Source organism: Streptomyces sp. NPDC104309 (genome assembly GCF_055584025.1).
Genome location: NZ_JBVJMV010000024.1, coordinates 86,688 through 112,652, shown reverse-complemented (window position 1 = coordinate 112,652; position 25,965 = coordinate 86,688). Strand labels below are relative to the sequence as shown.

Genomic DNA, 25,965 nt, shown 5'->3' with positions numbered 1-25,965 from the left:
TCACCCCAGCAGGCCAGTGCCCGGTCGCCGGACGTTCCCGCGTGCGCGCCGTCCGCCACCGCCCGCGCGCCAAGGGCGGGCCCGGGTGGCGGCGCGCTGTCCGACCCTCGGGACGGACCGCCGGTGCCACGAGGCGGACCGATACGGTGGGGGCACCATGAGCGCATCTCAGCCACCTCAGTCCTCCCCGTCTCCTGAGCCCCCTGAGTACCGTCAGGGGGCGGACACGCCCACCCTTCTCGTGAAGATCTTCGGGAAGGACCGCCCCGGGATCACCGCCGGGCTCTTCGACACCCTCGCCGCCTACTCGGTCGATGTCGTCGACATCGAGCAGGTCGTCACCCGTGGCCGCATCGTCCTGTGCGCGCTGGTCACCACCCCGACCGCGGGCGGTACCACCGCGGGCGACCTGCGGGCCACGGTGCACAGCTGGGCCGAATCGCTGAAGCTGCAGGCCGAGATCATCTCCGGTACGGGTGACAACCGGCCGCGCGGCTACGGACGTTCCCATGTGACGGTGCTCGGGCACCCGCTGACCGCGGAGTCGACCGCCGCCATAGCGGCCACGATCACCTCGACCGGCGGCAACATCGACCGGATCTTCCGGCTCGCGAAGTATCCGGTCACCGCGGTCGAGTTCGCGGTGTCGGGTGCCGGGACCGAGGAGCTGCGGACGGCGCTGGCGACGGAGTCCGCCGGGATCGGTGTCGATGTGGCGGTCGTGTCGGCCGGGCTGAGCCGCCGGGCGCAGCGACTGGTCGTCATGGACGTCGACTCGACGCTCATCCAGGACGAGGTCATCGAGCTCTTCGCCGCCCATGCCGGCTGCGAGGACAAGGTCGCCGAGGTGACCGAGCAGGCGATGCGCGGCGAGCTCGATTTCGAGCAGTCACTGCACGCACGGGTGGCGCTGCTGGCGGGGCTCGATGTGTCGGTGGTGGACAAGGTGCGCGCCGAGGTGCGGCTGACGCCGGGCGCCCGCACCCTGATCCGTACGCTGAAACGGCTCGGCTACCAAGTGGGCGTGGTTTCGGGCGGGTTCACCCAGGTCACCGACGATCTGAAGGAACGGCTCGGGCTCGACTTCGCCTCCGCCAACACCCTGGAAGTGGTCGACGGCAAGCTCACCGGACGGGTCGTCGGTGACATCGTCGACCGGGCCGGCAAGGCCCGCCTGCTGCGCAGTTTCGCCGCGCAGGCAGGGGTGCCGCTGGCACAGACCGTGGCGATCGGTGACGGTGCGAACGACCTGGACATGCTGAACACCGCCGGGCTCGGGGTGGCCTTCAACGCCAAGCCGGTGGTCCGCGAGGCCGCGCACACCGCGGTGAACGTGCCTTTCCTGGACACCGTGCTGTATCTGCTCGGCATCACCCGCGAGGAGGTCGAGGCCGCCGACGGTCTCGTCGACTGACGCGTACACGCTCCCTCACGTACCCGCGCACCCGCGCACTCACGTAAAAGCAGTGCCCCGGTGGTTTCCGTTTCCGCACCGGGGTCCTGCTCTTGCGACGGGGGAGTCGCACGACGGCGAAACCGTACAACGGCACGGGCCGCACAACGGCACGGGCCGTACAACGGCGGGATCAGTCGTTCGGCGTCCAGTACTCGACCAGCTTGCCCACCCCGTGCTCCACGCCCTTCCAGGAGCCGGAGAACTCGACGACGGCGAAGGCTGCGGTCGGGAACCCTCCGCGGTTCATCCGGGAAAGGGCGTCGCCCTCGGCCGATTCCGAGAGGGCGTCGGCGACGGCGTGCATGCCGGGGTTGTGGCCGATGACGAGGAGATCGCGCACATCGTCGGGGGTCTCGTTGATCAGCGCGATCAGTTCGCCGAGGGACGCCTCGTACAGTCGCTCCTCGTACACGGTCCTGGGTCGGTGCGGCATCTCGTGCACCGCCAGCTTCCACGTCTCTCGCGTCCTGGCCGCCGTCGAGCAGAGGGCCAGATCGAGCACGATCCCGGAGTCGACGAGCTTGCGGCCCGCGACGGGGGCGTCTTTGCGGCCGCGCTCCGCGAGTGGCCGCTCATGGTCCGAGTCCTGCGACCATTCCGCCTTTGCGTGTCTGAGAAGGACGATCCTGCGAGGTGTATCGACGCTCATACACCTCAGCTTCGCACGAAACGTGCCGCCCGTCGCAGGGTGTTGAAGGGCTCGGACGGTGAGCGTGAGCGCCGTCAGCGGGTCACGAAGGCCACGATTCGCTCAAGCAACCGGCCGACCGCGGGGTCGGTCGTCGCCGCGTGGGCCTCACCGGATCCCACGATCATCAGCAGGAGCGCGGCGAACCCGATCGCGGGCAGCGCGACGGCCCACCACGGCAGCCGGACCTCGACGCTGCCCGTGGCCGGGTGGGTGGACCGGGTGTGCGTACGGGCCGACATGTCCGCCTCCGTGGGTCATCGGTTCTGATACCTCGAACCTACGGACGCGGCGGCACCGGTCCCATCCGGTGACCCACCCACTTCACCCTGACCCTGGCCCCCTAGGGGATGGTGGGGACAGCCCCACCATCGGCCGCCGGACGCGCGACTCAGGGGGACGCGACCGTGGCGATCACCGAGATGATCACGGTGACCAGCAGCATCGCCCCCAGTACGAGGAGGAGCTTCTTCTGACCGTTCTGCGGATTCGGGTCGAGCACAGGAGACATGGGCCCAGTCTCGCATCTCAGCATTCGTCCTCGATCGTCCGGTCCCTCCCCGCCAGGATTCCGGCCACCATCTGCGGCACCATGAGGCCCGCCATCAGGGCGATCGGCAGCCCCCAGCCGCCGCTGTGCTGGTGGAGCACACCGACGAGCAGCGGCCCCGGGATCGAGATCAGATAGCCGGTGGACTGCGCGAACGCGGACAGCTGGACCACTCCGGCGCCGCTGCGGGACCGCATGCCGATCATGGTCAGGGCGAGCGGGAAGGCGCAGTTCGAAATGCCCAGCAGCAGCGCCCAGGCCCAGGCCCCGCCGACGGGTGCGAGGTACAGGCCCGCGTACCCGACGAGGCCGCAGGCAGCGAGGACGACGACGATCGGGCCCTGGTTCTTCATGCGGGCGGCGACCCGGGGGATGACGAAGGCGAGCGGGACACCCATCGCCATGGTCACGGCGAGCAGGACGCCCGCGGTGCCGGCCGAGACTCCGGCGTCGCGGAAGATCTGCGGCATCCATCCCATGGTGATGTACGCGGCGGTGGCCTGCAGGCCGAAGAAGCAGGCGAGCCCCCACGCGGTACGGCTACGGACGATCTTGAGCGCCGGGGCTTCCTGATGGTGGGCGGCGGTCTGCCCCGCGACGCGGCGCCGGTCCCGTACCAGCGGGATCCACGGCAGGACCGCGGCGGCGGCGAGCGCGGCCCAGATACCGAGGCCCGCCCTCCAGCTGCCACCCAGCGCATGGGTCATGGGCACGGTCAGGGCGGCGGCGAGCGAGGTGCCGAGGGCCAGGGACATCGAGTAGAGCCCGGTCATGGAGCCGACGCGGTCCGGGAACCAGCGCTTGACGATCACCGGCATCAGGACATTGCTGACGGCGATGCCCATGAGTGCGAGGGCGCTCGCGGCGACGAAGCCGGCCGTGCCGCCGACGAGCGGGCGGATCACCAGACCGGCCGTGATGGCGATCATTCCGGCGCAGACGATCGCACCCGGGCCGAAGCGGCGAGCGAGGCGCGGCGCCATGACGCCGAAGATCGCGAAGCAGAGCGGCGGTACGGAGGTGAGGACGCCGGCGACGCTGCCACTCATGCGCAGGCCGTCCTGCACCTCTTCGAGGAGGGCGCCGAGGCTGGTGATGGCGGGGCGGAGATTGAGCGCGGCGAGCACGAGCCCGACGGCGACCAGCCGGAGCAGCCACGGGGAGGCCTCGGGGGTGGTCAGCGGGGCCTGTGAGGCGTGTGGGGCCGGGGTGTTCGTGGGGGCGTCCGCTGTGGTGGCGGGGCTCAGGGTCCGGGTCTGCGGCTGGGTCTCGTCGTCGGGCATGCAGTCATCATAGAATCATGGGATGATTGATTGTCCAATCTTTCGAGCCCGGCTCTGAGACCATTCACTCCCGGCAGGGCGACCCCGTAGACCCCGTACCCCTGTCCCCTTCCGACGCACCGAGCACCCGTCACACCGAGCACCCTCATTACCCAGCGACCCGAATCATCACCCCGACCCGAGTCATTACCCAGCGACCCGAGCAAGGAGCACCATGGCGCTGACGTCACCGCGGCGTTCGGCACTCGCCGACCAGGTGATTGCCCAGCTGAGGAATCAGATCACCTCGGGCGAGTGGCCCGTGGGTTCACGGATTCCCACCGAGCCCGAGCTGGTACAGCAGCTGGGGGTGGCCCGTAACACCGTCCGTGAGGCCGTCCGCGCGCTCGCGCACAACGGCCTGCTCGACATCCGCCAGGGTTCGGGCACCTATGTCGTCGCCACCAGCGAACTGGCCGGGGTGATGCACCGCCGCTTCGCCACCGCCGATCCGCGCCATGTCGCCGAGCTGCGCTCCACCCTGGAGTCGTCGGCCGCGCGGCTGGCCGCCGCACGGCGCACCGAGCGGGATCTGAAGCAGATGGACGCGCTCATGGCACGCCGGGAGGAGACCTGGGCCGCGGGCGACGCCGAAGCGTTCGTCGCGGCGGACGCGACGCTCCATCTGGCCGTGGTCGCGGCCTCGCACAACGACGTGCTGACCGGGCTCTACGCCGACCTGGGCGATCTGCTGCGCGACTACCTCAGGGGCGATGTCGGACCCGAGCTGGGGCCGGAGAGCCTCATGGACCACGGCCGACTGGTCGAGGCGATCCGGGCGGGGGACGCGGAGACGGCAGCGGCCGAGGCCGCGAGTCATGCGCTGAGCTGTCTGGTGGACCGGGTGTGAGGGGTCGGCGTCGAAGTGCGCGAGGAGAACGCCGCGGAGGCATCAGACGGAGTCCTGAACCCGGTGTGTGACCCAGACAGCGCCTATTTCCTTCCAGCAGCGGTCGTCGATCCGCACGGTCTGCCCCGGTTTCACATCGACCGGGGTGGAGTCCGCGTCTATGTCCCACCAGCGGCGGCACTCGGTGTGCAGCTGCACGCGGTCGGTGGAGGGGTACGGGTTGTGGCAGTAGGCGACAACCCGGGAGCCCTGGACCGAGGTACGGCATTCGGCGCCGGAGGGCTCCGGGGTGGGTGCGGCGGGTGCGGGCGCGCCGGCTGCTGTCCGCCCCGCCACGGTTATGCCCACGGGGGCGGCAAGCGCGGCGACGGCCGCCGAGGCGGCCAGCAGGATTCGGGTGCGGCGACGTGTGGAGCGCACAGCGACCTCCTCCCCGCAGCCTGACCAAAAGTCCGGTTCCATCACATTCTGCGGTGGATCGACCATCATTTCGACTTGAGCGGGTCGGGGCCGGGTGTGGACGTACGACGGCCGCGTACCGCCTGCTCAGAGGCGGTACGCGGCCGTGTCACAGCCTGTTGTGCAGGATCAGGCGCCCATCATGTGCACGCCACCGTCGACGTGGATGATCTCGCCCGTGGTCTTCGGGAAGAAGTCCGAGAGCAGGGCGACGACGCCGCGGCCGGCCGGCTCCGGGTCCGCCATGTCCCAGGACAGCGGGGAGCGGGTGTTCCACACGTCCGCGAGCTCGGAGAAGCCCGGGATGGACTTCGCGGCCATGGAGCCGATCGGTCCGGCCGAGATCAGGTTGCAGCGGATGTCGTCCTTGCCCAGGTCGCGGGCGAGGTAGCGGGAGGTGGCCTCCAGCGCGGCCTTGGCCGGGCCCATCCAGTCGTACTGCGGCCAGGCGAACTGCGCGTCGAAGGTGAGACCGACGATCGAGCCGCCCTCGCTCATCAGCGGCTTGCAGGCCATGGCGAGCGACTTCAACGAGAACGCCGAGACGTGCATCGCGGTGGAGACGGACTCGAACGGGGTGTTCAGGAAGTTGCCGCCGAGCGCGTCCTGCGGCGCGAAACCGATGGAGTGCACGACGCCGTCGAGCGAACCGAGCTCGTCCCGGACCAGACCGGCGAGGCGGTCCAGGTGCTCGGCGTTGGTCACGTCCAGCTCGATGACCTTGGCCGGCTTCGGCAGCTTCTTGGCGATGCGCTCCGTCAGCGTGGGCCGGGGGAAGGCGGTGAGGATGATCTCGGCGCCCTGCTCCTGGGCCACCTTTGCGGTGTGGAAGGCGATGGACGACTCCATCAGCACACCGGTGATGAGGATGCGCTTGCCGTCGAGAATTCCGCTCATGGTGATCAGTGACCCATGCCCAATCCGCCGTCAACGGGAATGACGGCTCCAGTGATGTACGACGCGTCGTCGGAGGCGAGGAAGCGCACCGCGGCGGCGATCTCCTCGGGCTGCGCGTAGCGGCCGAGCGGCACCTGGGACACGATGCCCTTGCGCTGCTCCTCGGTGAGCACCTGGGTCATGTCGGTGTCGACGAAACCGGGTGCGACGACGTTGAAGGTGATGTTCCGCGAGCCGAGCTCACGGGCCAGCGACCGGGCGAAGCCGACCAGACCCGCCTTGGAGGCGGCGTAGTTCGCCTGCCCGGCCGAGCCGAGGAGCCCGACGACGGAGGAGATGAGGACGACGCGGCCCTTCTTGGCGCGCAGCATGCCGCGGTTGGCACGCTTGACGACCCGGAAGGTGCCGGTGAGGTTGGTGTCGAGTACGGACGTGAAGTCCTCCTCGGACATCCGCATCAGCAACTGGTCCTTGGTGATACCGGCGTTGGCGACCAGTACCTCGACGGGACCGTGCTTCTCCTCGATCTCCTTGTAGGCCTGCTCCACTTGTTCGGCGTCCGTGATGTCGCAGCGGACGGCCAGAACGCCCGCCTCGGTGAGGATCTGGGGAGGCTCGCCCGAGCGGTACGTGATCGCGACCTTGTCGCCGTTGTCGGCGAAAGCGCGGGCGATGGCGAGGCCGATGCCCCGGTTTCCTCCGGTGACGAGAACCGAGCGGCTCAACGGATCACCCTTTCGATAGCGGTCTGGTACCTCGAAAACCTATCGGTACCACCCGCCCCACAGGGAATCGGCCCCTGACAGCGCCTTCCGCCGGGCACTGTGGGGTTCCTACAGTGCCCACCCTGACCGAACGTTTCCCACGCGGGCCTGCACTCAGCGAAAGCCCGGCGCCTCGACAGGCAGACCGACGCTCTCGGCAACTTCCAGCATCCGTTTGTCGTAACTGATGAGTACGTCGAGCGACGCACCCAGCACCTGGGCACTGGCGACGTGAATCGCATCGAGAGTCCGCACTCTGCCCGACAGGACAGCAGCCGCGTCCCGCACTTCGTCGGTCAGCAGGATCTCGGTGAAGTCCCTGGTCAGATCCCCCATGAGATGGGGGAAGCTACCGACCTGGTCCAAGGTCCGAACCGTCTCTACGAAGCCGAGACTGCTGGTTGCCAGAGGTGCCGCGGCTCGCCCCGCGAGATGAGCTCGCAGCGCGCGAGCATGATCGCGACCACTCAGCAGGGTGACGATCGCCGAGCTGTCCATGTAGATCAACGCGGATCGTCCTCACGGTCGGCGAGCAGAATATCCAGGGGAGAGACATCTTCCGGCGGCTCACAGACCGGCAGCCGGTCGAGATCGGCCGTCGTGGCCGGCTTCAGCCTGATCTGCCCCTGCGCGACGAGCGGGGCATAGCGCTCCGAGGCCCCGGTACCGGGAAGCAGTATGGCGATGACGTTGCCGTGTCTTGTCACCTGAATCGCCTCTCCCTTCTCCACGCGGGCGAAGACGGCACTCGGGTTGTACGAGAATTCGCGGACGGAGATCGTGCTCATCGGGGCTCCCTTCGGCAACCACCGCAGAATGTACCTATATTTTTGAATCGTACCTACAACGGGGAGCATCGGCACAGGTCCGGGCAACCCCGCCAGGCGACGCCCCTTGGCCCCCCACCGCCCCCGCCCCGCGAGGCTCACCCGTCCGGGCAGGGGACCCGGCACCGGACCTGCTTGCCGATCGACGACCGGACCACGTGCCAGCCCGGTGCGAGCAGATCCAGCAGCGCGAGACCGCGACCCGCCTCGGCCTCCGCGTCGTCCAGCGCGATACCGCGACGACGCGGAACGGTGCGGGGGTCCGGGTCATGGACATTGACCGCGACCCCGAAGGCCGCGGCGTACACCTCCACCACGACAGGCACGTGATCCCCGCAGGCCCGGACTGCGTTCCCGACGAGCTCCGACACGACGAGCTGTGCGGTGTCGGCCACGTCGCCCTGCACACCGAGCTCGGCCAGGGCCTTGGCGGTCAGCTCCCGTACGGAGCGGAGGTTCGGGCCGGAGGCGTTGATGTGTGCCGCGAAGCCGCGGCTCCGGTAGCGCACGTAGCGCCCGGCGGCGGGTGGCGGGGACTGCGGGTCCTGGTCTTCCCGATGGCGGCAGGGCCGTACGCGACTCGAAAGACCCCGCACGCACCCCCCTGCGGTTCACGGCCTCGGGGTGGGCCGCATTCAGGGCGGGCGTGATCGACGGCGATCTGTGATCGGTCGCGGCACGCGAACGGCCGTCCGCCCGAGGATGCCGTCGGGGCGGACGGCCGGTGCTGTGCACGGGTACGTGTACCCTCCTCGCCCCGAGGAAGTCCGGCGCGTCGGCCGAGGCGGCTTGCCCGAGGGTCCACCTCGTAGGAGATGGAACTCTGTTCGAGGAACCGCGATCGGATCCAGGACTCGGGGGCCCGCGCCGAGCCGGTTGGCGAGCCCGGCGTGCGCGTCCGGCGAAACCTGTGGCCGATCGGCCTCGGCGCACGGCATTGTTCACTGCGGACACATGCCGAAAAGACGGAGTTCTACATGGCTCATCAGGTCGATCAGTCGTTTCTCGCTCTGCCCCTGCGGGCCCTCGCCGACGCGGCGCTGGCCCGCGCGCGTGCGCTGGGGGCCGCGCATGCCGACTTCCGCTTCGAGCGGGTGCGCAGCGCGTCCTGGCGGTTGCGGGACGCCCGGCCCGCCGGGACGTCGGACACCACCGATCTCGGGTACGCGGTGCGCGTGGTGCACGGCGGGGCGTGGGGGTTCGCGTCCGGCGTGGATCTGACGATGGACGCCGCGGCGAAGGTGGCCTCGCAGGCCGTCGCCATGGCGAAGCTGTCGGCGAAGGTGATCGCGGCGGCCGGGTCCGACGAGAGCGCGCGAAGCGCTTCCTCTGAGGGGCGGTGGCGGGAGACGGGTGGGCGGGTCGAGCTGGCGGACGAGCCGGTGCACGGTGAGCGGACCTGGGTCTCGGCCTACGACATCGATCCCTTCGACGTACCGGACGAGGAGAAGGCGGGGCTGCTCGCCGAGTGGAGCAGCCGGCTCCTGGCTGCCGAGGGTGTCGCACATGTGGACGCCTCCCTGATGACCGTCCACGAGAACAAGTTCTACGCGGACACGGCGGGCACCGTCACCACCCAGCAGCGGGTGCGGCTGCATCCGCAGCTCACCGCGGTCGCCGTGGACGCGACCACCGGTGAGTTCGACTCGATGCGGACGATCGCCCCGCCGGTCGGCCGCGGCTGGGAGTACCTGACCGGGACCGGCTGGGACTGGGACGACGAGCTGGAGCGGATTCCCGGGCTGCTGGCCGAGAAGATGCGGGCGCCGAGCGTCGAGGCGGGAACGTACGACCTGGTCATCGACCCGTCCAACCTCTGGCTGACCATCCATGAGTCGATCGGCCACGCCACCGAGCTGGACCGGGCGCTGGGGTACGAGGCGGCGTACGCCGGGACCTCGTTCGCCACCTTCGACCAGCTGGGGAAGCTGGCGTACGGCTCCCCCGTGATGAATGTGACGGGCGACCGCACCGCCGAGCACGGGCTCGCGACCATCGGGTACGACGACGAGGGCGTCGAGGCGCAGTCCTGGGACCTGATCAAGGACGGGACACTGGTCGGGTACCAGCTGGACCGGCGGATCGCGAAGCTGACGGGTCTGGGCCGTTCCAACGGCTGCGCGTACGCGGACTCGCCGGCCCATGTCCCCGTCCAGCGGATGGCGAACGTGTCGCTACGGCCGGATCCGGGCGGGCTGTCCACGGAGGATCTGATCGGCGGGGTGGAGCGCGGGATCTACGTGGTCGGCGACCGGTCCTGGTCCATCGACATGCAGCGCTACAACTTCCAGTTCACCGGGCAGCGGTTCTTCCGCATCGAGAACGGCAGGCTGGCGGGTCAGCTGCGGGACGTCGCGTACCAGGCGACGACGACGGACTTCTGGGGCTCGATGGAGAAGGTCGGCGGCCCGCAGACGTATGTCCTGGGCGGCGCCTTCAACTGCGGCAAGGCCCAGCCGGGCCAGGTCGCGGCGGTCTCGCACGGCTGCCCCTCCGCCCTCTTCCGAGGCGTGAACATCCTCAACACGACGCAGGAGGCCGGACGATGAGCGGTCACCACGGAACCGGCCGGGGGTCCGGGGGCCGACTCCCGGAACAGCACAGTCTCAACACGACGCAGGAGGCCGGACGATGAGCCGCGTCAGCAAGCCGCACGAGATCGTCGAGCGGGCGCTCGAACTGTCCACCGCCGACGGCTGCGTGGTCATCGCCGACGAGGAGTCGTCCGCGAATCTGCGCTGGGCCGGCAACGCGCTCACGACGAACGGGGTGACGCGGGGGCGGACCCTGACCGTCATCGCGACCGTCGACGGCGCGCAGGGCGCCGCGTCCGGTGTGGTGTCCCGGTCCGCGGTCACCGCCGACGATCTGGAACCGCTGGTGCGGGCAGCCGAGGCCGCCGCACGCGGGGCCGGTCCGGCGGAGGACGCGCAGCCACTGGTCACCGGGGTGCCCGCGTCGCCCGATTTCACGGACGGGCCGGCCGAGACGGGCTCGGACGTCTTCGCGGAGTTCGCCCCGGCGCTCGGCGACGCCTTCGCCCGTGCCCGGTCCGGCGGCCGGGAGCTGTACGGCTTCGCCCACCACCAGCTGACCTCGACGTACCTCGGTACGTCGACGGGGCTGCGGCTGCGGCACGATCAGCCGAACGGAACGCTGGAACTCAACGCCAAATCCCCCGACCGGACCCGTTCGACCTGGGCGGGCCGCTCCACGCGCGATTTCAAGGACGTCGACCCCGCCGAGCTCGACGCCGAGCTGGCGCGGCGGCTGCGCTGGGCCGAGCGCCGCATCGAACTGCCCGCCGGGCGGTACGAGACGCTGCTGCCGCCGACCGCCGTGGCCGATCTGCTGATCTACCAGCTGTGGTCGTCGACGGCACGGGACGCCGCGGAGGGCCGGACGGTGTTCTCCAGGCCGGGCGGCGGTACCAGGATCGGCGAGACCCTGTCCGAGCTGCCGCTCTCGCTGCGCAGCGACCCGCACGCACCGGGCCTGGAGTCGGCACCGTTCGTGATCGCCCATGCCTCCGGGGACGGGGCCTCCGTCTTCGACAACGGTCTGCCGCTGACGTCGACCGAGTGGATCCGGGACGGCCGGCTGGAGCACCTGACGACCACCCGGCACACGGCGGGGCTGACCGGGCTGCCGGTCGCGCCGATGATCGACAACCTGGTGCTCGAAGGCGGGGGTGAGCGGTCCCTGGAGGAGATGGTGGCCGCGACGACCGGCCGCGGGCTGCTGCTGACCTGCATGTGGTACATCCGGGAGGTCGATCCGGCGACGCTGCTGCTGACCGGGCTGACCCGCGACGGGGTGTACCTCGTCGAGGACGGCGAGGTCGTCGGGGAGGTGAACAACTTCCGGTTCAACGAGTCGCCGGTGGACCTGCTGTCGCGGGCCACGGAGGCGGGCCGTACGGAGAAGACGCTGCCGCGCGAGTGGTGCGACTGGTTCACCCGGGCCGCCATGCCCGCGCTGCGGATCCCGGACTTCAACATGAGCTCGGTGAGTCCGGGCGTGTGACCCGCCTCAGGGCTGTCCCGTCATCCCCGGTGGATGAGCGCGCGGCGTCAGATGCCCGTGCATCGCAAGACGAAGGGACCTTCGCATACTGGACGTATGCGGACGTTCCGGCAACACGGCGAGGTGCCCTAGCTGTCGTCGTGCGCCCGCCAGGGGTTACGGGACAGCCCTTAGACTGGCTGTTGCCTTTCGACACACGTAGCTGAGGAGACACGGAACCGTGACGGACATCGTCGACGAGCTGAAGTGGCGTGGGCTGTTCGCCCAGTCCACTGACGAGGACGCACTGCGCAAGGCTCTCGCGGACGGTCCCGTCACGTTCTATTGCGGCTACGACCCCACCGCGGCGAGTCTGCACGTCGGCCATCTGGTGCAGGTGCTCACCATGCGCCGGCTCCAGCGGGCCGGTCTGCGGCCGCTCGCTCTGGTGGGTGGCGCCACCGGCCAGATCGGTGACCCGAGGCCGACCGCCGAGCGCACGCTGAACGACCCGGAGACGGTGGCCAACTGGGTGTCGCGGCTGCGCTCCCAGATCGAGCCGTTCCTGTCCTTCGAGGGCGAGAACGCGGCGGTCATGGTGAACAACCTGGACTGGACCGCGGGCATGTCCGCGATCGAGTTCCTCCGGGACATCGGCAAGCACTTCCGCGTCAACAAGATGCTGACCAAGGACTCCATCGCCCGTCGGCTGGAGTCCGACGAGGGCATCAGCTACACCGAGTTCAGCTACCAGTTGCTCCAGAGCATGGACTACCTGGAGCTGTACCGGCGCTACGGCTGCACCCTCCAGCAGGGCGGCAGCGACCAGTGGGGCAACCTCACCGCGGGCCTCGACCTGATCCACCGCCTGGAGCCGGGCGCCGAGGTGCACGCACTGGCGACGCCGCTGATGACGAAGGCGGACGGGACCAAGTTCGGCAAGTCCGAGAGCGGTGCCGTCTGGCTCGACCCGTCGATGACGACGCCGTACGCGTTCTACCAGTTCTGGCTGAACGTCGACGACCGGGACATCTCCCGGTACATGCGCATCCTCAGTTTCCTCAGCCCCGCGGAGCTGGAGGAGCTGGAGAAGGTCACACAGGAGCGTCCGCAGGCCCGGACGGCGCAGCGCGCGCTGGCCGAGGAGTTGACGACGCTGGTGCACGGCGCCGATCAGTGCGCCGCGGTCATCGCGGCGTCGAAGGCACTCTTCGGCCAGGGCGAGCTGGGCGAGCTGGACGAGGCGACGCTGAGCGCCGCGCTGTCCGAGGTGCCGCACGCGCAGGTCACCGAGCTGGGCCCACTGGTGGACCTCCTCGTGGAGGTCGGCCTGGCGCCGAGCAAGTCGGGCGCCCGCCGCACGGTGAAGGAGGGCGGCGCGTACGTGAACAACGTCAAGGTCACGGACGGCGAGAGCGCGCCGGCCCGCGAGGAACTGCTGCACGGGCGCTGGCTGGTGCTGCGCCGGGGCAAGAAGAACCTCGCCGCCGTCGAGGTCACCGGCTGATCCCTGAACGCACTGCGGCCGGGCACGCGTGACGCGTGTCCGGCCGCAGTGCGTTCAGCGGTGGGTCGCGGCCCGGTGCCCCAGGCCTCCCGCTCGGCTCAGGCTCTCTGTTTGGTGCCGCGGAACGACGTCCACAGCATGTCGCCGACACCGACGATGACCACCGCGCCGATCAGCTGGAACAGATGACGCGTCCAGTCGATGCCCTTGGTGTCGTTGACGCCGATCCAGGTGGCGACGGCATTGCCGAGGACACTGCCCAGGATGCCGAAGACCGTCGTCAACCAGAGTGGGATGTTCTGTTTGCCGGGCAGGATCGCCCTCGCGATCACACCGAGCACCAGGCCCACGATGATTGCCCACAACCAGCCCATGTCGCCTCCTCGTGCGACGCGATGTCGCGCATGTGGGCCCAGTCTCTGCCGGTGGGCCGTACGCCGCATGCCGGGCACGTCCGTATGTGCCGCATGGCCGCCGATTGCGCGAAAGTGGCGCGCCCCGGTCTCGAAGCCGTCGGACGCCGGGCGTACCGTGGATACGGTCCGGTCCGGGGAGTGTCCGGCGCGGGAACGAGGTCCCCCGGTCCACTCGGTGCTGAGGGAAGGGTGGTGGAGACGTGATGCGGAAGCAGGGCGATGCCGAGGTCTTCCGGATCACGGGGGCCCGGCAGGGGCTCGCGGACGATGTGCGCGGCAGGCAGCGGCGCTATGTGATCTCGATGTCGGTGCGGACGGTTTCGGTGGTCCTGGCCGCCGTGCTCTGGAACGTGGAGCGGTACGTCGCGATCGTGGCACTGGCACTCGGGGTTCTGCTCCCGTACGTGGCGGTGGTCATCGCCAACGCGGGCCGGGAGAACACCCCTTCGCTTCCTTCGACCTTCGTCCCGGCGCCGACGCGGCCGGTGCTTGATGCCGCGCCCGTGTCCGGTGCCACCGAATCCGGTCCGGAGGCCGACGGGGGCCGTCATGGCGGGGAAGCGTCGTGAGCCACGGGCCCTCGGCATGAGCCGAAGGCGATCCTCGTGAGCCACGGGCCCTCGGCATGAGCCATGGGGAGTCGGCTGCGGGCGTGAGGATTCGGTATAAGCACAGCTGAGGCCGCACCGCACCCGAGGCTCGTGAAAACCTCAGATCAATCGTGAAGTTACGGTGCACCGCACCCCCGTCTGCGTGACATACTTCGTACGCGCTCCGCATCCCCCGTCGGAGCGACGGACCGACGCCGGGCAGCTCCCCCCGTGGCTGCTCGGCGTCGCTTTTTCTCCGGTCGAGGATGCGTTCGGGCCGCCCGCCGCGCAGGTCGGCCGGGAGACCGGAACCGGCTCCGGCCCAGGGCCTCTTGTTTGGACCATGCCGAACCGGTCCGAACGAAAGACCCTACGATTGAGCCGTGAACTCCCCTGAATCCGCGGCCGAGAGCGCTGCCGCCGCCCCCATCTGTTCCGCCAAGGGCTGCCGGACCGACGCCGTGTGGGTGCTGGCCTGGAACAACCCGAAGCTGCACACCCCTGAGCGTCGGAAGACCTGGCTGGCCTGCGAGGAGCACCGGGAGCATCTGTCCTCGTTCCTGGATGTCCGGGGCTTCCTCAAGGATGTGGTGAAGCTGGCGGAATGGGAGTCCGACGGGCCAGGATCGGGCAGGCCGTAGGAGGGAAGGTCGCGGGCCGGGCCCGGCCCCCCTCGGCCTCGCCGGGGCCGCCTGCCCCTCGGTCCTCGATCGCCTCAGCCTCAGCCTCCGATCGCCGACATCGGCCGGTCCGGCTGCAGGAAGGACGGGTCGTCCAGACCGGATCCGGCCTTCTTCCCCCACATCGCCTCCGTCCAGATCCGGGCGATCTCCTCATCCGGCGCGTCGGAGCGCAGGGCGCCACGCAGATCGGTCTCCTCGCGGGCGAACAGGCAGGTGCGCACCTGGCCGTCGGCGGTGAGCCTGGTGCGGTCGCAGGCCCGGCAGAAGGGACGGGTGACGGAGGCGATGACACCGACGCGATGGGGTCCGTTGTCGACGAGCCAGCGCTCGGCGGGGGCGGAGCCGCGCCGGTCGTCACCCTCCTCGGTGAGGGTGAAGCGGGTGCGCAGCGACCGGAGTATGTCGCCTGCCGTGATCATGCCGTCGCGCTTCCAGCCGTGTTGTGCGTCGAGCGGCATCTGCTCGATGAAGCGGAGCTCGTAGCCGTGCTCGACGGCCCAGGCCAGCAGGTCGGGCGCCTCGTCGTCGTTGAGTCCCGGCATCAGGACGGTGTTGACCTTGACCGGGGTGAGTCCGGCCTCGCGGGCGGCTTCGAGGCCGGCCAGCACGTCGTGGTGGCGGTCGCGGCGGGTGAGTGTCTTGAAGACATCGGGGCGCAGGGTGTCCAGCGAGACGTTGACCCGGTCCAGGCCGACGGCCTTGAGCGCCGCCGCCGTGCGCTTCAGTCCGATGCCGTTGGTGGTGAGCGACATCCTGGGGCGTGGGCTCAGGGCCGCGCACCGCTCGACGATGGAGACCAGGCCGGGGCGCAGCAGCGGCTCACCGCCGGTGAAGCGGACTTCGGTGATGCCGAGCCGGGTGACGGCGATGCCGACCAGCCGGACGATCTCGTCGTCGCTCAGCAGGTCGGGCTTGGCCAGCCACTGCAGGCCTTCCTCCGGCATGCAGTACGTGCACCGCAGATTGCACCGGTCGGTCAGCGACACGCGCAGGTCGGTGGCGACCCGATCGTAGGTGTCGATGAGCATGTGGGTCCCCTCCCCCAGTTGCTGTCCGGCCGCCGTGTCCGGCACGTCCGGCGTTCCCGCTCGCCCGTCCGGTCGGATGTCCCGGTCGGCGCTTTCGGCTGACTCTTTCGAGACTACGCGAGACCTGTGACATCGGACGGGGCTCGTATGACACGAGGAGCGGCACGGCCGTGTCGTAGGACTCTACGACACGGCCGTGGAAGGGGGTGAGGCCCGGCGCGGACCTCTCGCCGGGTTCTTCCCCGGTCAGTGCGCTCCGACTCCGGTGAGGGACTTGACCTCCAGTTCGGCGTACTTGCCCTTGTCCGGTTCCTCCTTCGAGAGGAGGGAGCCGATCCAGCCGAGCAGGAAGCCCAGCGGGATGGAGATCAGCCCCGGGTTCTCCAGCGGGAACCAGGCGAAGTCGACGCCCTTGAACATCGAGGTCTTCGGGTTTCCGGAGACGACGGGCGAGAACAGCACCAGGATCACGGAGCAGGCCAGGCCGCCGTAGATCGACCACAGCGCGCCCTGGGTCGTGAAGCGCTTCCAGAAGAGGCTGTAGAGGATCGTCGGCAGGTTGGCGGAGGCGGCGACGGCGAAGGCGAGTGCCACCAGTCCGGCGACGTTCATGTCGCGCGCGAAGGCACCGAGGACGATGGCGACCGCGCCGATGAGGACGGTGGCCCAGCGGGCGGCCCGCATCTCCTCCCTCTCGGTGGCCTTGCCCTTGCGGATGACGTTGGCGTAGATGTCGTGCGCGAAGGAGGACGAGGAGGCGAGGGTGAGGCCCGCGACGACGGCGAGGATGGTGGCGAAGGCGACGGCCGAGATCACGGCCAGCAGCACGGCGCCGCCCGTGGAGCCGACCCCGCCGAGATACTCGGCGAGCTGCGGGGCGGCCGCGTTCCCGGCCGGGTTCTTCGCCTTGATCTCGTCCGGGCCGATCAGAGCCGCGGCGCCGAAGCCCAGCGCGATCGTCATCAGGTAGAAGGCGCCGATGATGCCGATGGCCCAGTTGACCGACTTACGGGCGGCCTTGGCGGTCGGCACCGTGTAGAAGCGGATCAGGATGTGCGGCAGCCCGGCGGTGCCCAGGACCAGGGCGATGCCGAGGGAGAGGAAGTCCAGCTTCGAGGTGCCGGTGGCGCCGTACTTGAGTCCGGGCTCCAGGAACGCCGCTCCGTGGCCGCTCTTCGTGGCGGCCGTGCCCAGCAGGTCGGAGATGTTGAAGTCGAACTTCAGCAGCACCAGGAAGGTCATCAGGAGCGCGCCCGCGATGAGCAGCACGGCCTTGACCATCTGGACCCAGGTGGTGCCCTTCATGCCGCCGATGGTGACGTACACGATCATCAGCACGCCGACCAGCGCGACGATGAGGATCTTGCCCGCGTCGCTGGTGATGCCGAGGAGCAGGGAGACCAGGACGCCCGCGCCCGCCATCTGCGCCAGCAGATAGAAGATCGAGACGACGATGGTGGAGACGCCGGAGGCGGTACGGACCGGGCGCTGCCGCATCCGGTAGGCGAGGACGTCACCCATCGTGTAGCGGCCCGAGTTGCGCAGTGGCTCGGCGACCAGCAGCAGGGCCACCAGCCAGGCGACGAGGAAGCCGATGGAGTACAGGAAGCCGTCGTAGCCGAAGAGGGCGATGGCCCCGGCGATCCCGAGGAACGAGGCCGCCGACATGTAGTCGCCGGAGACCGCGAGTCCGTTCTGGAAGGCGGTGAACTGCCGGCCGCCGGCGTAGAAGTCGGAGGCGCTCTTGGTCTGCCGGCCGGCCCAGACGGTGATGCCCAGCGTCGCGGCGACGAACACGGCGAAGAGCGTGATGATCAGCGGCCGGTGCTCGGTGGTCGAGGAGGCGGCCAGCTGGAGGGCGGAGTGCGAGTGGTACACGGCGCTCATGCGTCGGCCTCCATACGGGACTTGATGGCCTCGGCCCTCGGGTCGAGCTTCGCGGCCGCATGGCGCGAGTAGAGCCAGGCGATGAGGAACGTGGTGACGAACTGGGCGAGGCCGAAGACGAAGGCCACGTTGATGTTGGCGTAGACCTTGGCGCCCATGAAGCCGCCCGCGTAGTTGGACAGCAGCACGTACAGCAGGTACCAGAGGACGAAGGCGATGGTCAGCGGGAAGGCGAACGAGCGGTGCGCGTGGCGCAGTTCGCCGAACTCCGCGCTCTCCTGCGTCGCGATGAACGCCTCGGTCGTGGGCTGGGCAGTGCGGATGTCCGTACTGACCTCGGGCGGCGGTGCATCGGTAGTCACGGAATCTCCTCGCGACGCGGGTGCGGTGGTGGGGACGGTGGATTTCACTGGGGAACCTCGATGGCCGGGGACGATGGTGCGCTTCCCCTGACAACGGCACGGACGGCACGGCGAAGCGGTTCACCGCACAACCGGACTTCTCCGACTGCCTCTTCGCGGCCATCCGGCCCAACCCGTCCCCGCACCTCTTCGAACGGATCCTTCGAATTCATTGCCGAGAACTCATTGATCAGCAAGGATGATCAGCGATAGCTTCACTCGTCATGTACGCGACTGGACACACCCCGTGTCCGGTCGCCCGGCACGGATGATGTGGAGACCCCATGGCTCATCTGGGATCCAGACGGACGCGCGCGCTGACGCTGCCTGTCGGATTGGCACTCACGGCCTCGCTCGGCTTCCTGCCGACCGGGGCCGCCTCTGCCGCACCGGTGGACGCGCAACCCACAGCGGCGGTTTCGGCGGACGGCCCGAAGCTCTCGTACGTGGTCAACACGCGGAGCAACCACGGGACCGTCAAGCAGGTGAAGAAGGCGATCGCCGAGGCCGGTGGCACGGTCGTGGTCGCCTACGAACAGATCGGCGTCATCGTCGTCCACTCCCAGAACCCGGACTTCGCGAAGTCGATCCGCCGGGTCAAGGGCGTCGATTCGGCGGGGGCCACCCGCACCAATCCGATCGTCCCGCAGGCCACCACGGACATCGGGGTCGAGCAGCCGCTCACCGCCGAGCAGGCGCGGAGCGCGGCGGCGGAGGCGACTGCGGGCCAGGACCCGATGGAGCCCCTGCAGTGGGATCTGCCCGCCATCAAGGCGGACCAGGCGCACCAGAAGACGCTGGGCAGCAGCAAGGTCACGGTCGGTGTCATCGACACGGGCGTCGACGACACCCACCCGGACCTCGCACCGAACTTCTCCCGCTCGGCCTCGGCGAACTGCGTGTCCGGGGCGCCGGACACCACGGACGGTTCCTGGCGTCCGAAGACCGGTGAGAGCGACCACGGCACGCATGTCGCGGGCACCATCGCCGCCGCGAAGAACGGCATCGGGGTCACGGGGGTCGCGCCGGGCGTGAAGGTCGCCGGGATCAAGGTGGCGAACCCGGACGGCTTCTTCTACACCGAGTCGATCGTCTGCGCCTTCGTCTGGGCCGGCGAGCACGGCGTCGACGTCACCAACAACAGCTATTACACCGACCCGTGGATGTTCAACTGCAAGAACGACCCCGACCAGGGCGCCCTGGTCGAGGCCGTCGCCCGCGCCACCCGGTACGCGGAGCACGAGGGCACGGTGAACATCGCCTCGGCCGGCAACAGCAACTTCGACCTGGCCTCCGGCGCGATCGACGACACGACCAGCCCGAACGACACCACTGCCGTGAAGCGGACGATCAACCCGCGCGAGTGCCTCGACATCCCGGCGATGCTGCCGGGCGTCGTGACCGTCTCCGCGACCGGTGCCAAGGGGCTGAAGTCCTCGTACTCGAACTACGGGAACGGCGTCATCGACGTGGCCGCCCCGGGCGGTGACTCGACGGTCTACCAGACGCCCGCACCGCCCGCCACGAGCGGTCTGATCCTGTCCACGCTGCCGGGCGGCAAGTACGGCTACAAGGCCGGTACGTCGATGGCCTCCCCGCACGTCGCGGGAGTCGCGGCCCTGATCAAGTCGACGCACCCGCACGCCTCGGCGGCCGTGGTGAAGGCGCTTCTGGCGGCCGAGTCCGACGCCACCGCGTGCGGCGCTCCGTACGACATCAACGGCGACGGCAAGATCGACGCCGTCTGCGAGGGCAGCAAGAACCACAACGGCTTCTACGGGGCCGGTGTGGTGAACGCGCTGAACGCGGTCAGCTGGTAGGAACGCGACGCAGTGGGCGGGGCCGGAGTCACCGGCCCCGCCCGCCGTCCTTTCGCAGCGCCGTACCGGCCCCGCCCGCCGTCCTTTCACAGCGCCGTAACGGGCTCTCCCGGCGCCCCTTTCCGATGCTGGCACTCAGTGCCATAGTGCGGGCATGACGCAGGCGCGACTGGTCGCGGCCGCCTGGCTCACGGCTTGATGAGCACCTTCAGCGCCGTGCGCTCGTCCATCGCCTTGTAGCCGACGGGAACGTCGTCGAGACCTATGGTCAGGTCGAAGACGGGCGAGGGGTCGACCGTGCCGGACAGCACGTCGGGAAGCAGCTCCGGAATGTACGTGCGCACAGGGGCGACGCCGCCGCGCAGGGAGATGTTCCGGTCGAACATGACGCCGAGGTCCAGGCCGGTGCCGCTGCCGTGCGGTACGCCGACGTAGCCGATGGCACCGCCGTCGCGGGTGATCCCGACGGCGGTGCGCATCGACTGCTCGGTGCCGACGGCCTCGATCACGGCGTGGGCACCCTCGCCGCCGAGCAGTTCCCGTACGGCTTCGACGGCCGCCTCGCCGCGCTCGGCGACGACGTCCGTGGCGCCGAAGGTGCGGGCGATGTCCGTACGCACCTGGTGGCGGCCGAGCGCGATGATCCGCTCGGCGCCGAGCCGCTTGGCGGCCAGGACGCCGCACAGGCCGACCGCCCCGTCACCGACGACCGCGACCGTGCTGCCGGTCTTCACGCCCGCGCCGACGGCGGCGTGGTGTCCGGTGCCCAGCACGTCGGACAGGGCCAGCAGCGCGGTGAGCAGACGGTCGTCGGAGGCCGCGGCCGCGGGGAGCTTGACCAGCGTGCCGTCGGCGAACGGGACGCGGACGGCCTCGCCCTGCCCGCCGTCGGAGCCGACGGAGCCCCAGAAGCCGCCCTGCGGGCAGGAGGTGGTCAGGCCCTCCGCGCAGTACGCGCAGGTGCCGTCGGACCAGACGAAGGGCGCGACGACGAGGTCACCGACGGCGAAGCCGGCCACCTCGGAGCCCGCCTCCTCGACGATCCCGAGGAACTCGTGCCCGATCCGCTGGCCGGGCTGCCGGGCGGCCTCGCCGCGGTAGGCCCACAGGTCGCTGCCGCAGATACAGGCCCGCAGGACCCGCAGGACCACATCGGTGGGCTGCTGGATCGACGGGTCCGGCACTTCTTGCACCCGTATGTCGTGGGGGGCGTGGATGACGGTGGCGCGCATGGGTGGGGGTCCTCGCTGATCTCAGATGCTGATACTCCGTTCACGGTACGCCCCGGGAGTGACACCGGCCCATTTCGCACCGGGTGCCAGCGCTCCGGCGGTCAGCAGGAACTGCGCGGCGATGTAGGTGAGCATGATCCAGAAGTCGGGGGCGGGCAGCTGCGGCCAGTCGGCGACGCCGGTGGCGATGAGCGTGTCGGAGAGCAGGAAGAGCGCCCCGCCGACGGCCGCGTACCGGCCGCGGGTGCCGGCCCGGTAGGCCATGGCCGTGAGCAGCAGGCTGTAGCCGGTCATCGGAATCCGCATGTCCGCCGGCAATCCGCTCCAGAGCAGCGCGACGACGGTGACCAGGACGGCCGCGTACACCACCCCGACGGTCGGGGAGCTCCTGGCACGTCCGAAGAGCAGCAGGTAGCAGACGTGCCCTGCGGCGAAGGAACCCATCCCGATGAGGAAGGTGACGTCGGCGTCGGGCAGCAGGAGCGTGTCGCCGCCCCAGCCGAACAGGAGTGCCGCGATCAGCAGCCGGGGGCCGCGCCGGGCTGCGGCGTACCCGGCCAGCAGCGGCATCAGCAGGGGCTTCGCGACGAGGTGGGCGACCGGGACGTCGGCGAGCACGCCGAACAGGTCGACGGCGGTGGCCAGCAGGAAGGCGAGGAGCAGCGGTCGTACGAGACGTTCCCGCCGGTCCGGTACGGCGTCGGCGCTCATCCGGTGCGCTCCTGGACGGGGAGGGGCGTGGGTGCGACCGTTCTGGACGGCTGCCAGCCGGGACCGCGGAAGATCCGCCCGGCGCGCTCGCCCCAACTGCCCGCCGCGCGCACGTCGCGGGCGATGGCGGCGTACTCGTGGGTGGCGACGCGGAGCGGGTTGAACGTGTCGATGTTCTTGGTGAGCCCGTACACGGGCCGCTCCGTCTCGGCGATGAAGGACCCGAAGAGCCGGTCCCACACGATCAGGATGCCGCCGAAGTTCCGGTCCAGGTAGCCGCCCTGCGACGCGTGGTGCACGCGGTGGTGGGACGGCGTGTTCAGTACGAATTCGAGGGGCCGGGGGAGCTTGTCGACGCGCTCCGTGTGCACCCAGAACTGGTAGACGAGGTTCGCCGACGAGCAGAACGCCAGCGCGGCCGGGTGGACCCCGCAGGCGATCAGCGGCACGTAGAACGGCCAGACGGTCAGCGACGTCCAGGGCTGGCGCAGCGCGGTGGAGAGGTTGAACTTCCGGCTGGAGTGGTGGACCACGTGGCAGGCCCAGAGGATCCGGATGACGTGGTGGCCCCGGTGGGACCAGTAGTAGAAGAAGTCCTGCGCGAGCAGCATCAGCAGGACGGTCCACCACAGCACGGGGACGCGGAGCGGGGTCAGCTCGTAGACCGCGGTGTAGAGGGCGACGATGGGCACTTTCCACAGCAGGTCGAAGACCAGGCTGCCGAGCCCCATGGTGATGCTGGTGACGGCGTCCTTCGCCTCGTATCCGGCGGCTTCCTCATCGGGACGGAAATGATGGAGTGCCATTTCGAGGACGGTGAGCAGCACGAAGGCCGGTATGGACCAGAGCACGACATCGGGCAGGTTCGGCGGCATGCGAGCACCGTAGAGCCGCAGGTCGGCTGCGGACTAGACGTTGTTACCAACAAGTATGCGAGACGCGCTGTCAGCAGTCTTTGGTGACTTCTGCCAATGCGGACGCCGGACGACCCCTGTACCGGAGCTTCCGCAGGTGAAGAACCGCCGTGCGGGGCCCGGCAGTTGCGAGGATTCGCTCGGTCACGACGGCGAACGCGACGGTCACCCGGGCACTGGTGGTGGCGCCGAAGCCCGGCGCGGACCTCCCGGAGCGTGCGGCGCCCCCGTGCGCGCCCATGGGGACCCGTCGCCGGGAACCGCCGAGGCGCCAGGCACACTCTGCGTGTTGTAGTCCCCGTGACAGAAGGATGGCTCATACATGATCACACTCACCAAGGAAGACGGCCCCGCAGACCTGGACGGAGTGACCCATCTGTCCATCGGCGCGTCCTGGGACCCCACGGCCGGCACCAGCGGCGGTGTCATGGGCCTGCTCCGCCGCAAGGCCGGAACGGACCTCGACCTGATCGCCATCGCCACGCAGGACGGGGACCCGGTGCGCCTGGCCGGCCTCGACTCGCTGGACCCCATGGGAAACGGCTCCCTGGTGCACAGCGGCGACAACCAGACCGGGCGCGGGGACGGCGACGACGAGACCGTCACGGTCGAGTTCGCGCGCATCCCGCGCAACATCACGTCGATCGTGTTCGTCGCCGCCGCCTTCAAGAAGGGCAGCTCCTTCCAGAAGGCCCGCAACATCAGTTTCAAGGTCTATGACGCGACCGGGGGGAGCTCGCAGCAGGTCGCCGACATATGGCCCAGCATGCTCACCCAGGACAACGGCTGCGCGGTGGCCAAGGCCGTACGGGTCGGCGACACGTGGAAACTCGAAGTGATCAATGTGACGGGGAAGATCAAGCAGGGCGACGAACATGCCCTGATGCGCTTCGCCGTCAGCAAGTAGTACGTCCCCGGGGCCGGGCGTCCGAGTGGCGCCCGGCCCCGGGACCCGGCCCGCGCCGCCGGGGCACGGTACTGCCGCCGCCGGCCCCCGTGCGGGACGAGAGCCCCGACCCGCTGGATGCCGTCATGGCGCATGTCCTCGCCGTTGCCTTCGGGCCAGGGCCTCTCGTTCGGATCAGGAAGGGCCGGCCCAGTCCAAGGACCGCCAGACCTGCTGGGCCCAGGCGAGGCCGACGGGGTCCTCGTGGGTGCAGAACACCCCTGCGGCGGTGCCGGAGGCCGGTACCGCGAAGCCGTAGAACTCGTGCCGCTCCCGGCCGTGGTCGTCCGGCGTCAGCCAGAAGGCGTGGCGGAGGCCGCCGGGCAGGGGCTCGGTGAGCCGCTGCGCGGGAAGCGTGTCGGGGGAGCCGGCGAGCAGTGCGGAGAGGAAGTCCTCGGGGGAACGTTCCGGGTCGGCGTCCGTGAACACGGTCACGGCGGCGCTGCGGTCCGGCCCGGTGAACTGGTCCGTTCCGTCGGTGAACCGGGCGGTGAGGCCCGCGGTGCGGACGACGGACCAGCGGTCGCCGAGGTCGGTACGGACGTCGACGGGGAGTTGGTGCGGGAAGCGGCTGAGGACATGGTCCCGGTCCCAGGTGTCCGCCAGGACCCGGGCGGCTGCCGGGTCGTGGCCGGTGACGAGGTGGGGCAGCTCCTCGGGGTCGGCGACCTGGGCGGTGAACGGGGCGCCCAGCAGCTCGTCGCCCCAAGGGCGGATCCTGTTGGCGAGCCTCCCGCCGAAGGCGAGATCCACGTAACCGTGGTCCTCCCACAGGTCGTGGGCCTTCCGGAGAGTGGCCTCGTCGACCTCCAGCCATGTGCCCAGGACCAGCTCGGTCTCGTGCGTCAGCCGGACAGGCAGCAGACAGCGGATGAAGGAGCCGACGCCGTCCACCCGGAGCAGCGCGGAGGGGCCGAGCCGGTGCCGGGCCTCTTCGGGTGCGGCGAGGGCGGCGTCGGGCAGATTGAATCCGACGTCGATGCGCCGTTCGTCCGTGAGGGAGTCGCCGCAGCAGGAACAGGAGGGCAGATGGCTGGTCACGCCGCCAGCCTAAGGGCTGTCCCATAACCCCTGGCGGGCGCGTGACGACAACTACGGCACCTCGCCGCGTTGTCGGAACGTCCGCATAGATCCAGTATGCGGACGTACCTTCGCCTTGCGATGCACCGCATCCGACGCCGCGCGCCGATCCACGAGGGATCACGGGACAGCCCTCAGATCGTGTCCGCGGCACCGGGCCCCGCTCGCCGATCCGGCCTGATCCGGACGAAGGACCGTCAGACCCCCACCGCCCCCAACAACTCCCCCGCCGCGTACGTGACCGCCATCGCCAACGCTCCCCCGCTCATGTTCCGCAGCACCGCCGGCCCTGCCGCCGCCTCGCCCAGGCGGGCGCTCCACCAGCCCGTCAGTGCCAGCGCCGCCAGTACCGACAGCACGGTCACGATCAGCCGCAATGACGCCGGGGGCAGCACGATCGCCAGCAGCGGCAGCAACGCACCCACCGTGAAGGCCAGGAAGCTCGCGCCCGCCGCGTGCCACGGGTTCGTCAGCTCGTCCGGGTCGATACCCAGCTCCACCTCCGCGTGGGCGCGGAGCGCGTCGCGTTCGGTCAGCTGGAGCGCGGCCTCGCGGGCGACCTCCCGGCTCAGCCCCTTGCCCTCCAACAGGCCGGTGAGTTCGATGAGTTCGGCCTCCGGGGCGTCGGCCAGCTCCCGCTTCTCCATCGCCAGCGCGGCCTGCTCCGAATCGCGCTGGGTGGACACCGAGACGTACTCGCCCGCCGCCATCGACATGGAGCCGGCCAGCAGTCCGGCCAGGCCCGCCGTGAGCAGGGTGCTGCGGTCGCCGGTCGCGCCGGCCACACCGACGACCAGGCCCGCGGTGGAGACCACACCGTCGTTCGCGCCGAGGACCGCGGCGCGCAGCCAGTTCAGCCGCGCGCCGAGCCCGTTGGTGTGTGCTTCGTCATGCGTCTGGTTACCCGTCACCCGGGGATGCTCTCACCCCGC

The 25,965-nt window shown here is 69.9% G+C and carries 29 protein-coding genes; 10 read left to right on the top strand and 19 right to left on the bottom strand.

Translation table 11 applies throughout. From position 1 onward, the window contains the following. Positions 1 to 157 precede the first annotated feature (157 nt). A complete protein-coding gene (serB, locus tag ACZ68L_RS29930) occupies positions 158 to 1,414 on the top strand; it encodes a phosphoserine phosphatase SerB (RefSeq protein WP_361452675.1) in 1,257 nt (418 codons plus the stop codon). A gap of 172 nt (positions 1,415 to 1,586) precedes the next feature. Here the strand turns inward: serB and ACZ68L_RS29925 are convergent, their stop codons facing one another. The 4 genes from ACZ68L_RS29925 to ACZ68L_RS29910 form a co-directional block, all read right to left on the bottom strand. Next, a complete protein-coding gene (locus tag ACZ68L_RS29925; protein WP_361452677.1) occupies positions 1,587 to 2,105 on the bottom strand; it encodes a SixA phosphatase family protein in 519 nt (172 codons plus the stop codon). A 74-nt stretch (positions 2,106 to 2,179) separates the two neighbouring features. Further along, entirely contained in the window at positions 2,180 to 2,386 is a 207-nt protein-coding gene (locus tag ACZ68L_RS29920; protein WP_469582790.1) for a hypothetical protein, read from the bottom strand. Between the two features lie 149 nt (positions 2,387 to 2,535). Next, positions 2,536 to 2,646: an SGM_5486 family transporter-associated protein gene (locus tag ACZ68L_RS29915; RefSeq protein WP_361452851.1), complete on the bottom strand. Its 111-nt coding sequence runs from the start codon at positions 2,644 to 2,646 to the stop codon at positions 2,536 to 2,538. Positions 2,647 to 2,672: 26 nt separating this feature from the next. Beyond that, positions 2,673 to 3,977 (bottom strand): CynX/NimT family MFS transporter, encoded by a 1,305-nt coding sequence (locus ACZ68L_RS29910; protein ID WP_469582787.1) that lies wholly within the window; start codon positions 3,975 to 3,977, stop codon positions 2,673 to 2,675. A 214-nt stretch (positions 3,978 to 4,191) separates the two neighbouring features. Between ACZ68L_RS29910 and ACZ68L_RS29905 the strand changes: the two genes are divergently transcribed. Continuing rightward, positions 4,192 to 4,866: a FadR/GntR family transcriptional regulator gene (locus ACZ68L_RS29905; RefSeq protein WP_469582785.1), complete on the top strand. Its 675-nt coding sequence runs from the start codon at positions 4,192 to 4,194 to the stop codon at positions 4,864 to 4,866. A 42-nt stretch (positions 4,867 to 4,908) separates the two neighbouring features. Here ACZ68L_RS29905 and ACZ68L_RS29900 read toward each other — a convergent pair whose 3' ends face one another. From ACZ68L_RS29900 to ACZ68L_RS29875, 6 genes are all read right to left on the bottom strand, one after another. After that, positions 4,909 to 5,286: a hypothetical protein gene (locus ACZ68L_RS29900; RefSeq protein ID WP_469582782.1), complete on the bottom strand. Its 378-nt coding sequence runs from the start codon at positions 5,284 to 5,286 to the stop codon at positions 4,909 to 4,911. Between the two features lie 168 nt (positions 5,287 to 5,454). Next, a complete protein-coding gene (fabI, locus tag ACZ68L_RS29895; RefSeq protein WP_469582779.1) occupies positions 5,455 to 6,222 on the bottom strand; it encodes an enoyl-ACP reductase FabI in 768 nt (255 codons plus the stop codon). Positions 6,223 to 6,227: 5 nt separating this feature from the next. Continuing rightward, positions 6,228 to 6,947 (bottom strand): 3-oxoacyl-[acyl-carrier-protein] reductase, encoded by a 720-nt coding sequence (fabG, locus tag ACZ68L_RS29890; RefSeq protein WP_351083715.1) that lies wholly within the window; start codon positions 6,945 to 6,947, stop codon positions 6,228 to 6,230. A gap of 153 nt (positions 6,948 to 7,100) precedes the next feature. Then, a complete protein-coding gene (locus ACZ68L_RS29885) occupies positions 7,101 to 7,484 on the bottom strand; it encodes a PIN domain-containing protein (RefSeq protein ID WP_469582847.1) in 384 nt (127 codons plus the stop codon). Between the two features lie 5 nt (positions 7,485 to 7,489). After that, positions 7,490 to 7,774, bottom strand: a complete 285-nt coding sequence (locus tag ACZ68L_RS29880) for a type II toxin-antitoxin system Phd/YefM family antitoxin (RefSeq protein WP_266362518.1) — start codon at positions 7,772 to 7,774, stop codon at positions 7,490 to 7,492. Between the two features lie 137 nt (positions 7,775 to 7,911). Then, positions 7,912 to 8,322, bottom strand: coding sequence for an ATP-binding protein (locus ACZ68L_RS29875; RefSeq protein ID WP_469582775.1), 411 nt, complete (start codon positions 8,320 to 8,322; stop codon positions 7,912 to 7,914). Between ACZ68L_RS29875 and ACZ68L_RS29870 the strand changes: the two genes are divergently transcribed. From ACZ68L_RS29870 to tyrS, 4 genes are all read left to right on the top strand, one after another. Continuing rightward, a complete protein-coding gene (locus tag ACZ68L_RS29870) occupies positions 8,292 to 8,480 on the top strand; it encodes a DUF397 domain-containing protein (protein WP_469582772.1) in 189 nt (62 codons plus the stop codon). The two genes, ACZ68L_RS29875 and ACZ68L_RS29870, sit on opposite strands and share 31 nt — an antisense overlap. Positions 8,481 to 8,790: 310 nt before the next feature. Beyond that, positions 8,791 to 10,362: a TldD/PmbA family protein gene (locus tag ACZ68L_RS29865; protein WP_469582769.1), complete on the top strand. Its 1,572-nt coding sequence runs from the start codon at positions 8,791 to 8,793 to the stop codon at positions 10,360 to 10,362. Between the two features lie 82 nt (positions 10,363 to 10,444). Continuing rightward, positions 10,445 to 11,839 carry a metallopeptidase TldD-related protein gene (locus ACZ68L_RS29860; protein ID WP_469582767.1) on the top strand — a complete coding sequence of 465 codons (1,395 nt, stop codon included), beginning with the start codon at positions 10,445 to 10,447 and terminating at the stop codon, positions 11,837 to 11,839. A gap of 220 nt (positions 11,840 to 12,059) precedes the next feature. Then, positions 12,060 to 13,325 (top strand): tyrosine--tRNA ligase, encoded by a 1,266-nt coding sequence (gene tyrS, locus ACZ68L_RS29855; RefSeq protein ID WP_469582764.1) that lies wholly within the window; start codon positions 12,060 to 12,062, stop codon positions 13,323 to 13,325. A gap of 98 nt (positions 13,326 to 13,423) precedes the next feature. On the opposite strand, the gene ACZ68L_RS29850 is transcribed toward tyrS, so the two are convergent. Continuing rightward, positions 13,424 to 13,699, bottom strand: a complete 276-nt coding sequence (locus tag ACZ68L_RS29850; protein WP_376275484.1) for a GlsB/YeaQ/YmgE family stress response membrane protein — start codon at positions 13,697 to 13,699, stop codon at positions 13,424 to 13,426. 245 nt (positions 13,700 to 13,944) lie between these two features. On the opposite strand from ACZ68L_RS29850, the gene ACZ68L_RS29845 reads away from it, so the two are divergent. Together ACZ68L_RS29845 and ACZ68L_RS29840 are read left to right on the top strand one after the other, a co-directional pair. Then, a complete protein-coding gene (locus tag ACZ68L_RS29845; protein WP_469582761.1) occupies positions 13,945 to 14,310 on the top strand; it encodes a DUF3099 domain-containing protein in 366 nt (121 codons plus the stop codon). A 404-nt stretch (positions 14,311 to 14,714) separates the two neighbouring features. Beyond that, the gene (locus tag ACZ68L_RS29840; RefSeq protein ID WP_361452713.1) at positions 14,715 to 14,972 is read left to right on the top strand and encodes a hypothetical protein; all 258 of its coding nucleotides are present in this window, start codon (positions 14,715 to 14,717) and stop codon (positions 14,970 to 14,972) included. Positions 14,973 to 15,052: 80 nt separating this feature from the next. On the opposite strand, the gene moaA is transcribed toward ACZ68L_RS29840, so the two are convergent. The 3 genes from moaA to ACZ68L_RS29825 form a co-directional block, all read right to left on the bottom strand. Beyond that, positions 15,053 to 16,042 (bottom strand): GTP 3',8-cyclase MoaA, encoded by a 990-nt coding sequence (gene moaA, locus ACZ68L_RS29835; RefSeq protein WP_469582846.1) that lies wholly within the window; start codon positions 16,040 to 16,042, stop codon positions 15,053 to 15,055. A gap of 246 nt (positions 16,043 to 16,288) precedes the next feature. After that, the gene (locus ACZ68L_RS29830) at positions 16,289 to 17,929 is read right to left on the bottom strand and encodes a solute symporter family protein (RefSeq protein WP_469582760.1); all 1,641 of its coding nucleotides are present in this window, start codon (positions 17,927 to 17,929) and stop codon (positions 16,289 to 16,291) included. After that, complete coding sequence (locus ACZ68L_RS29825) at positions 17,926 to 18,291, bottom strand: DUF485 domain-containing protein (RefSeq protein ID WP_469582756.1); 366 nt, start codon at positions 18,289 to 18,291, stop codon at positions 17,926 to 17,928. The genes ACZ68L_RS29830 and ACZ68L_RS29825 overlap by 4 nt, the downstream gene beginning before the upstream one ends. 323 nt (positions 18,292 to 18,614) lie before the next feature. Between ACZ68L_RS29825 and ACZ68L_RS29820 the strand changes: the two genes are divergently transcribed. Next, positions 18,615 to 20,150: a S8 family peptidase gene (locus ACZ68L_RS29820; protein ID WP_469582753.1), complete on the top strand. Its 1,536-nt coding sequence runs from the start codon at positions 18,615 to 18,617 to the stop codon at positions 20,148 to 20,150. Positions 20,151 to 20,338: 188 nt separating this feature from the next. Here ACZ68L_RS29820 and ACZ68L_RS29815 read toward each other — a convergent pair whose 3' ends face one another. The 3 genes from ACZ68L_RS29815 to ACZ68L_RS29805 are packed head-to-tail and all read right to left on the bottom strand — an operon-like array spanning position 20,339 to position 22,968. Further along, on the bottom strand, positions 20,339 to 21,382 hold the full coding sequence (locus ACZ68L_RS29815; protein WP_469582750.1) for a zinc-dependent alcohol dehydrogenase family protein: 1,044 nt from the start codon (positions 21,380 to 21,382) through the stop codon (positions 20,339 to 20,341). 21 nt (positions 21,383 to 21,403) lie between these two features. Beyond that, positions 21,404 to 22,093 carry a lysoplasmalogenase gene (locus tag ACZ68L_RS29810; protein WP_469582747.1) on the bottom strand — a complete coding sequence of 230 codons (690 nt, stop codon included), beginning with the start codon at positions 22,091 to 22,093 and terminating at the stop codon, positions 21,404 to 21,406. Then, on the bottom strand, positions 22,090 to 22,968 hold the full coding sequence (locus ACZ68L_RS29805) for a sterol desaturase family protein (protein WP_469582744.1): 879 nt from the start codon (positions 22,966 to 22,968) through the stop codon (positions 22,090 to 22,092). Before ACZ68L_RS29805 ends, ACZ68L_RS29810 begins: the two co-directional genes overlap by 4 nt. A 361-nt stretch (positions 22,969 to 23,329) precedes the next feature. On the opposite strand from ACZ68L_RS29805, the gene ACZ68L_RS29800 reads away from it, so the two are divergent. Next, complete coding sequence (locus ACZ68L_RS29800; RefSeq protein WP_469582742.1) at positions 23,330 to 23,914, top strand: TerD family protein; 585 nt, start codon at positions 23,330 to 23,332, stop codon at positions 23,912 to 23,914. A 174-nt stretch (positions 23,915 to 24,088) separates the two neighbouring features. Here the strand turns inward: ACZ68L_RS29800 and ACZ68L_RS29795 are convergent, their stop codons facing one another. Beyond that, positions 24,089 to 24,994 carry a DUF2199 domain-containing protein gene (locus ACZ68L_RS29795; protein WP_469582739.1) on the bottom strand — a complete coding sequence of 302 codons (906 nt, stop codon included), beginning with the start codon at positions 24,992 to 24,994 and terminating at the stop codon, positions 24,089 to 24,091. Between the two features lie 236 nt (positions 24,995 to 25,230). Further along, the gene (locus ACZ68L_RS29790) at positions 25,231 to 25,944 is read right to left on the bottom strand and encodes a VIT1/CCC1 transporter family protein (RefSeq protein ID WP_469582736.1); all 714 of its coding nucleotides are present in this window, start codon (positions 25,942 to 25,944) and stop codon (positions 25,231 to 25,233) included. Positions 25,945 to 25,965: the final 21 nt, after the last annotated feature.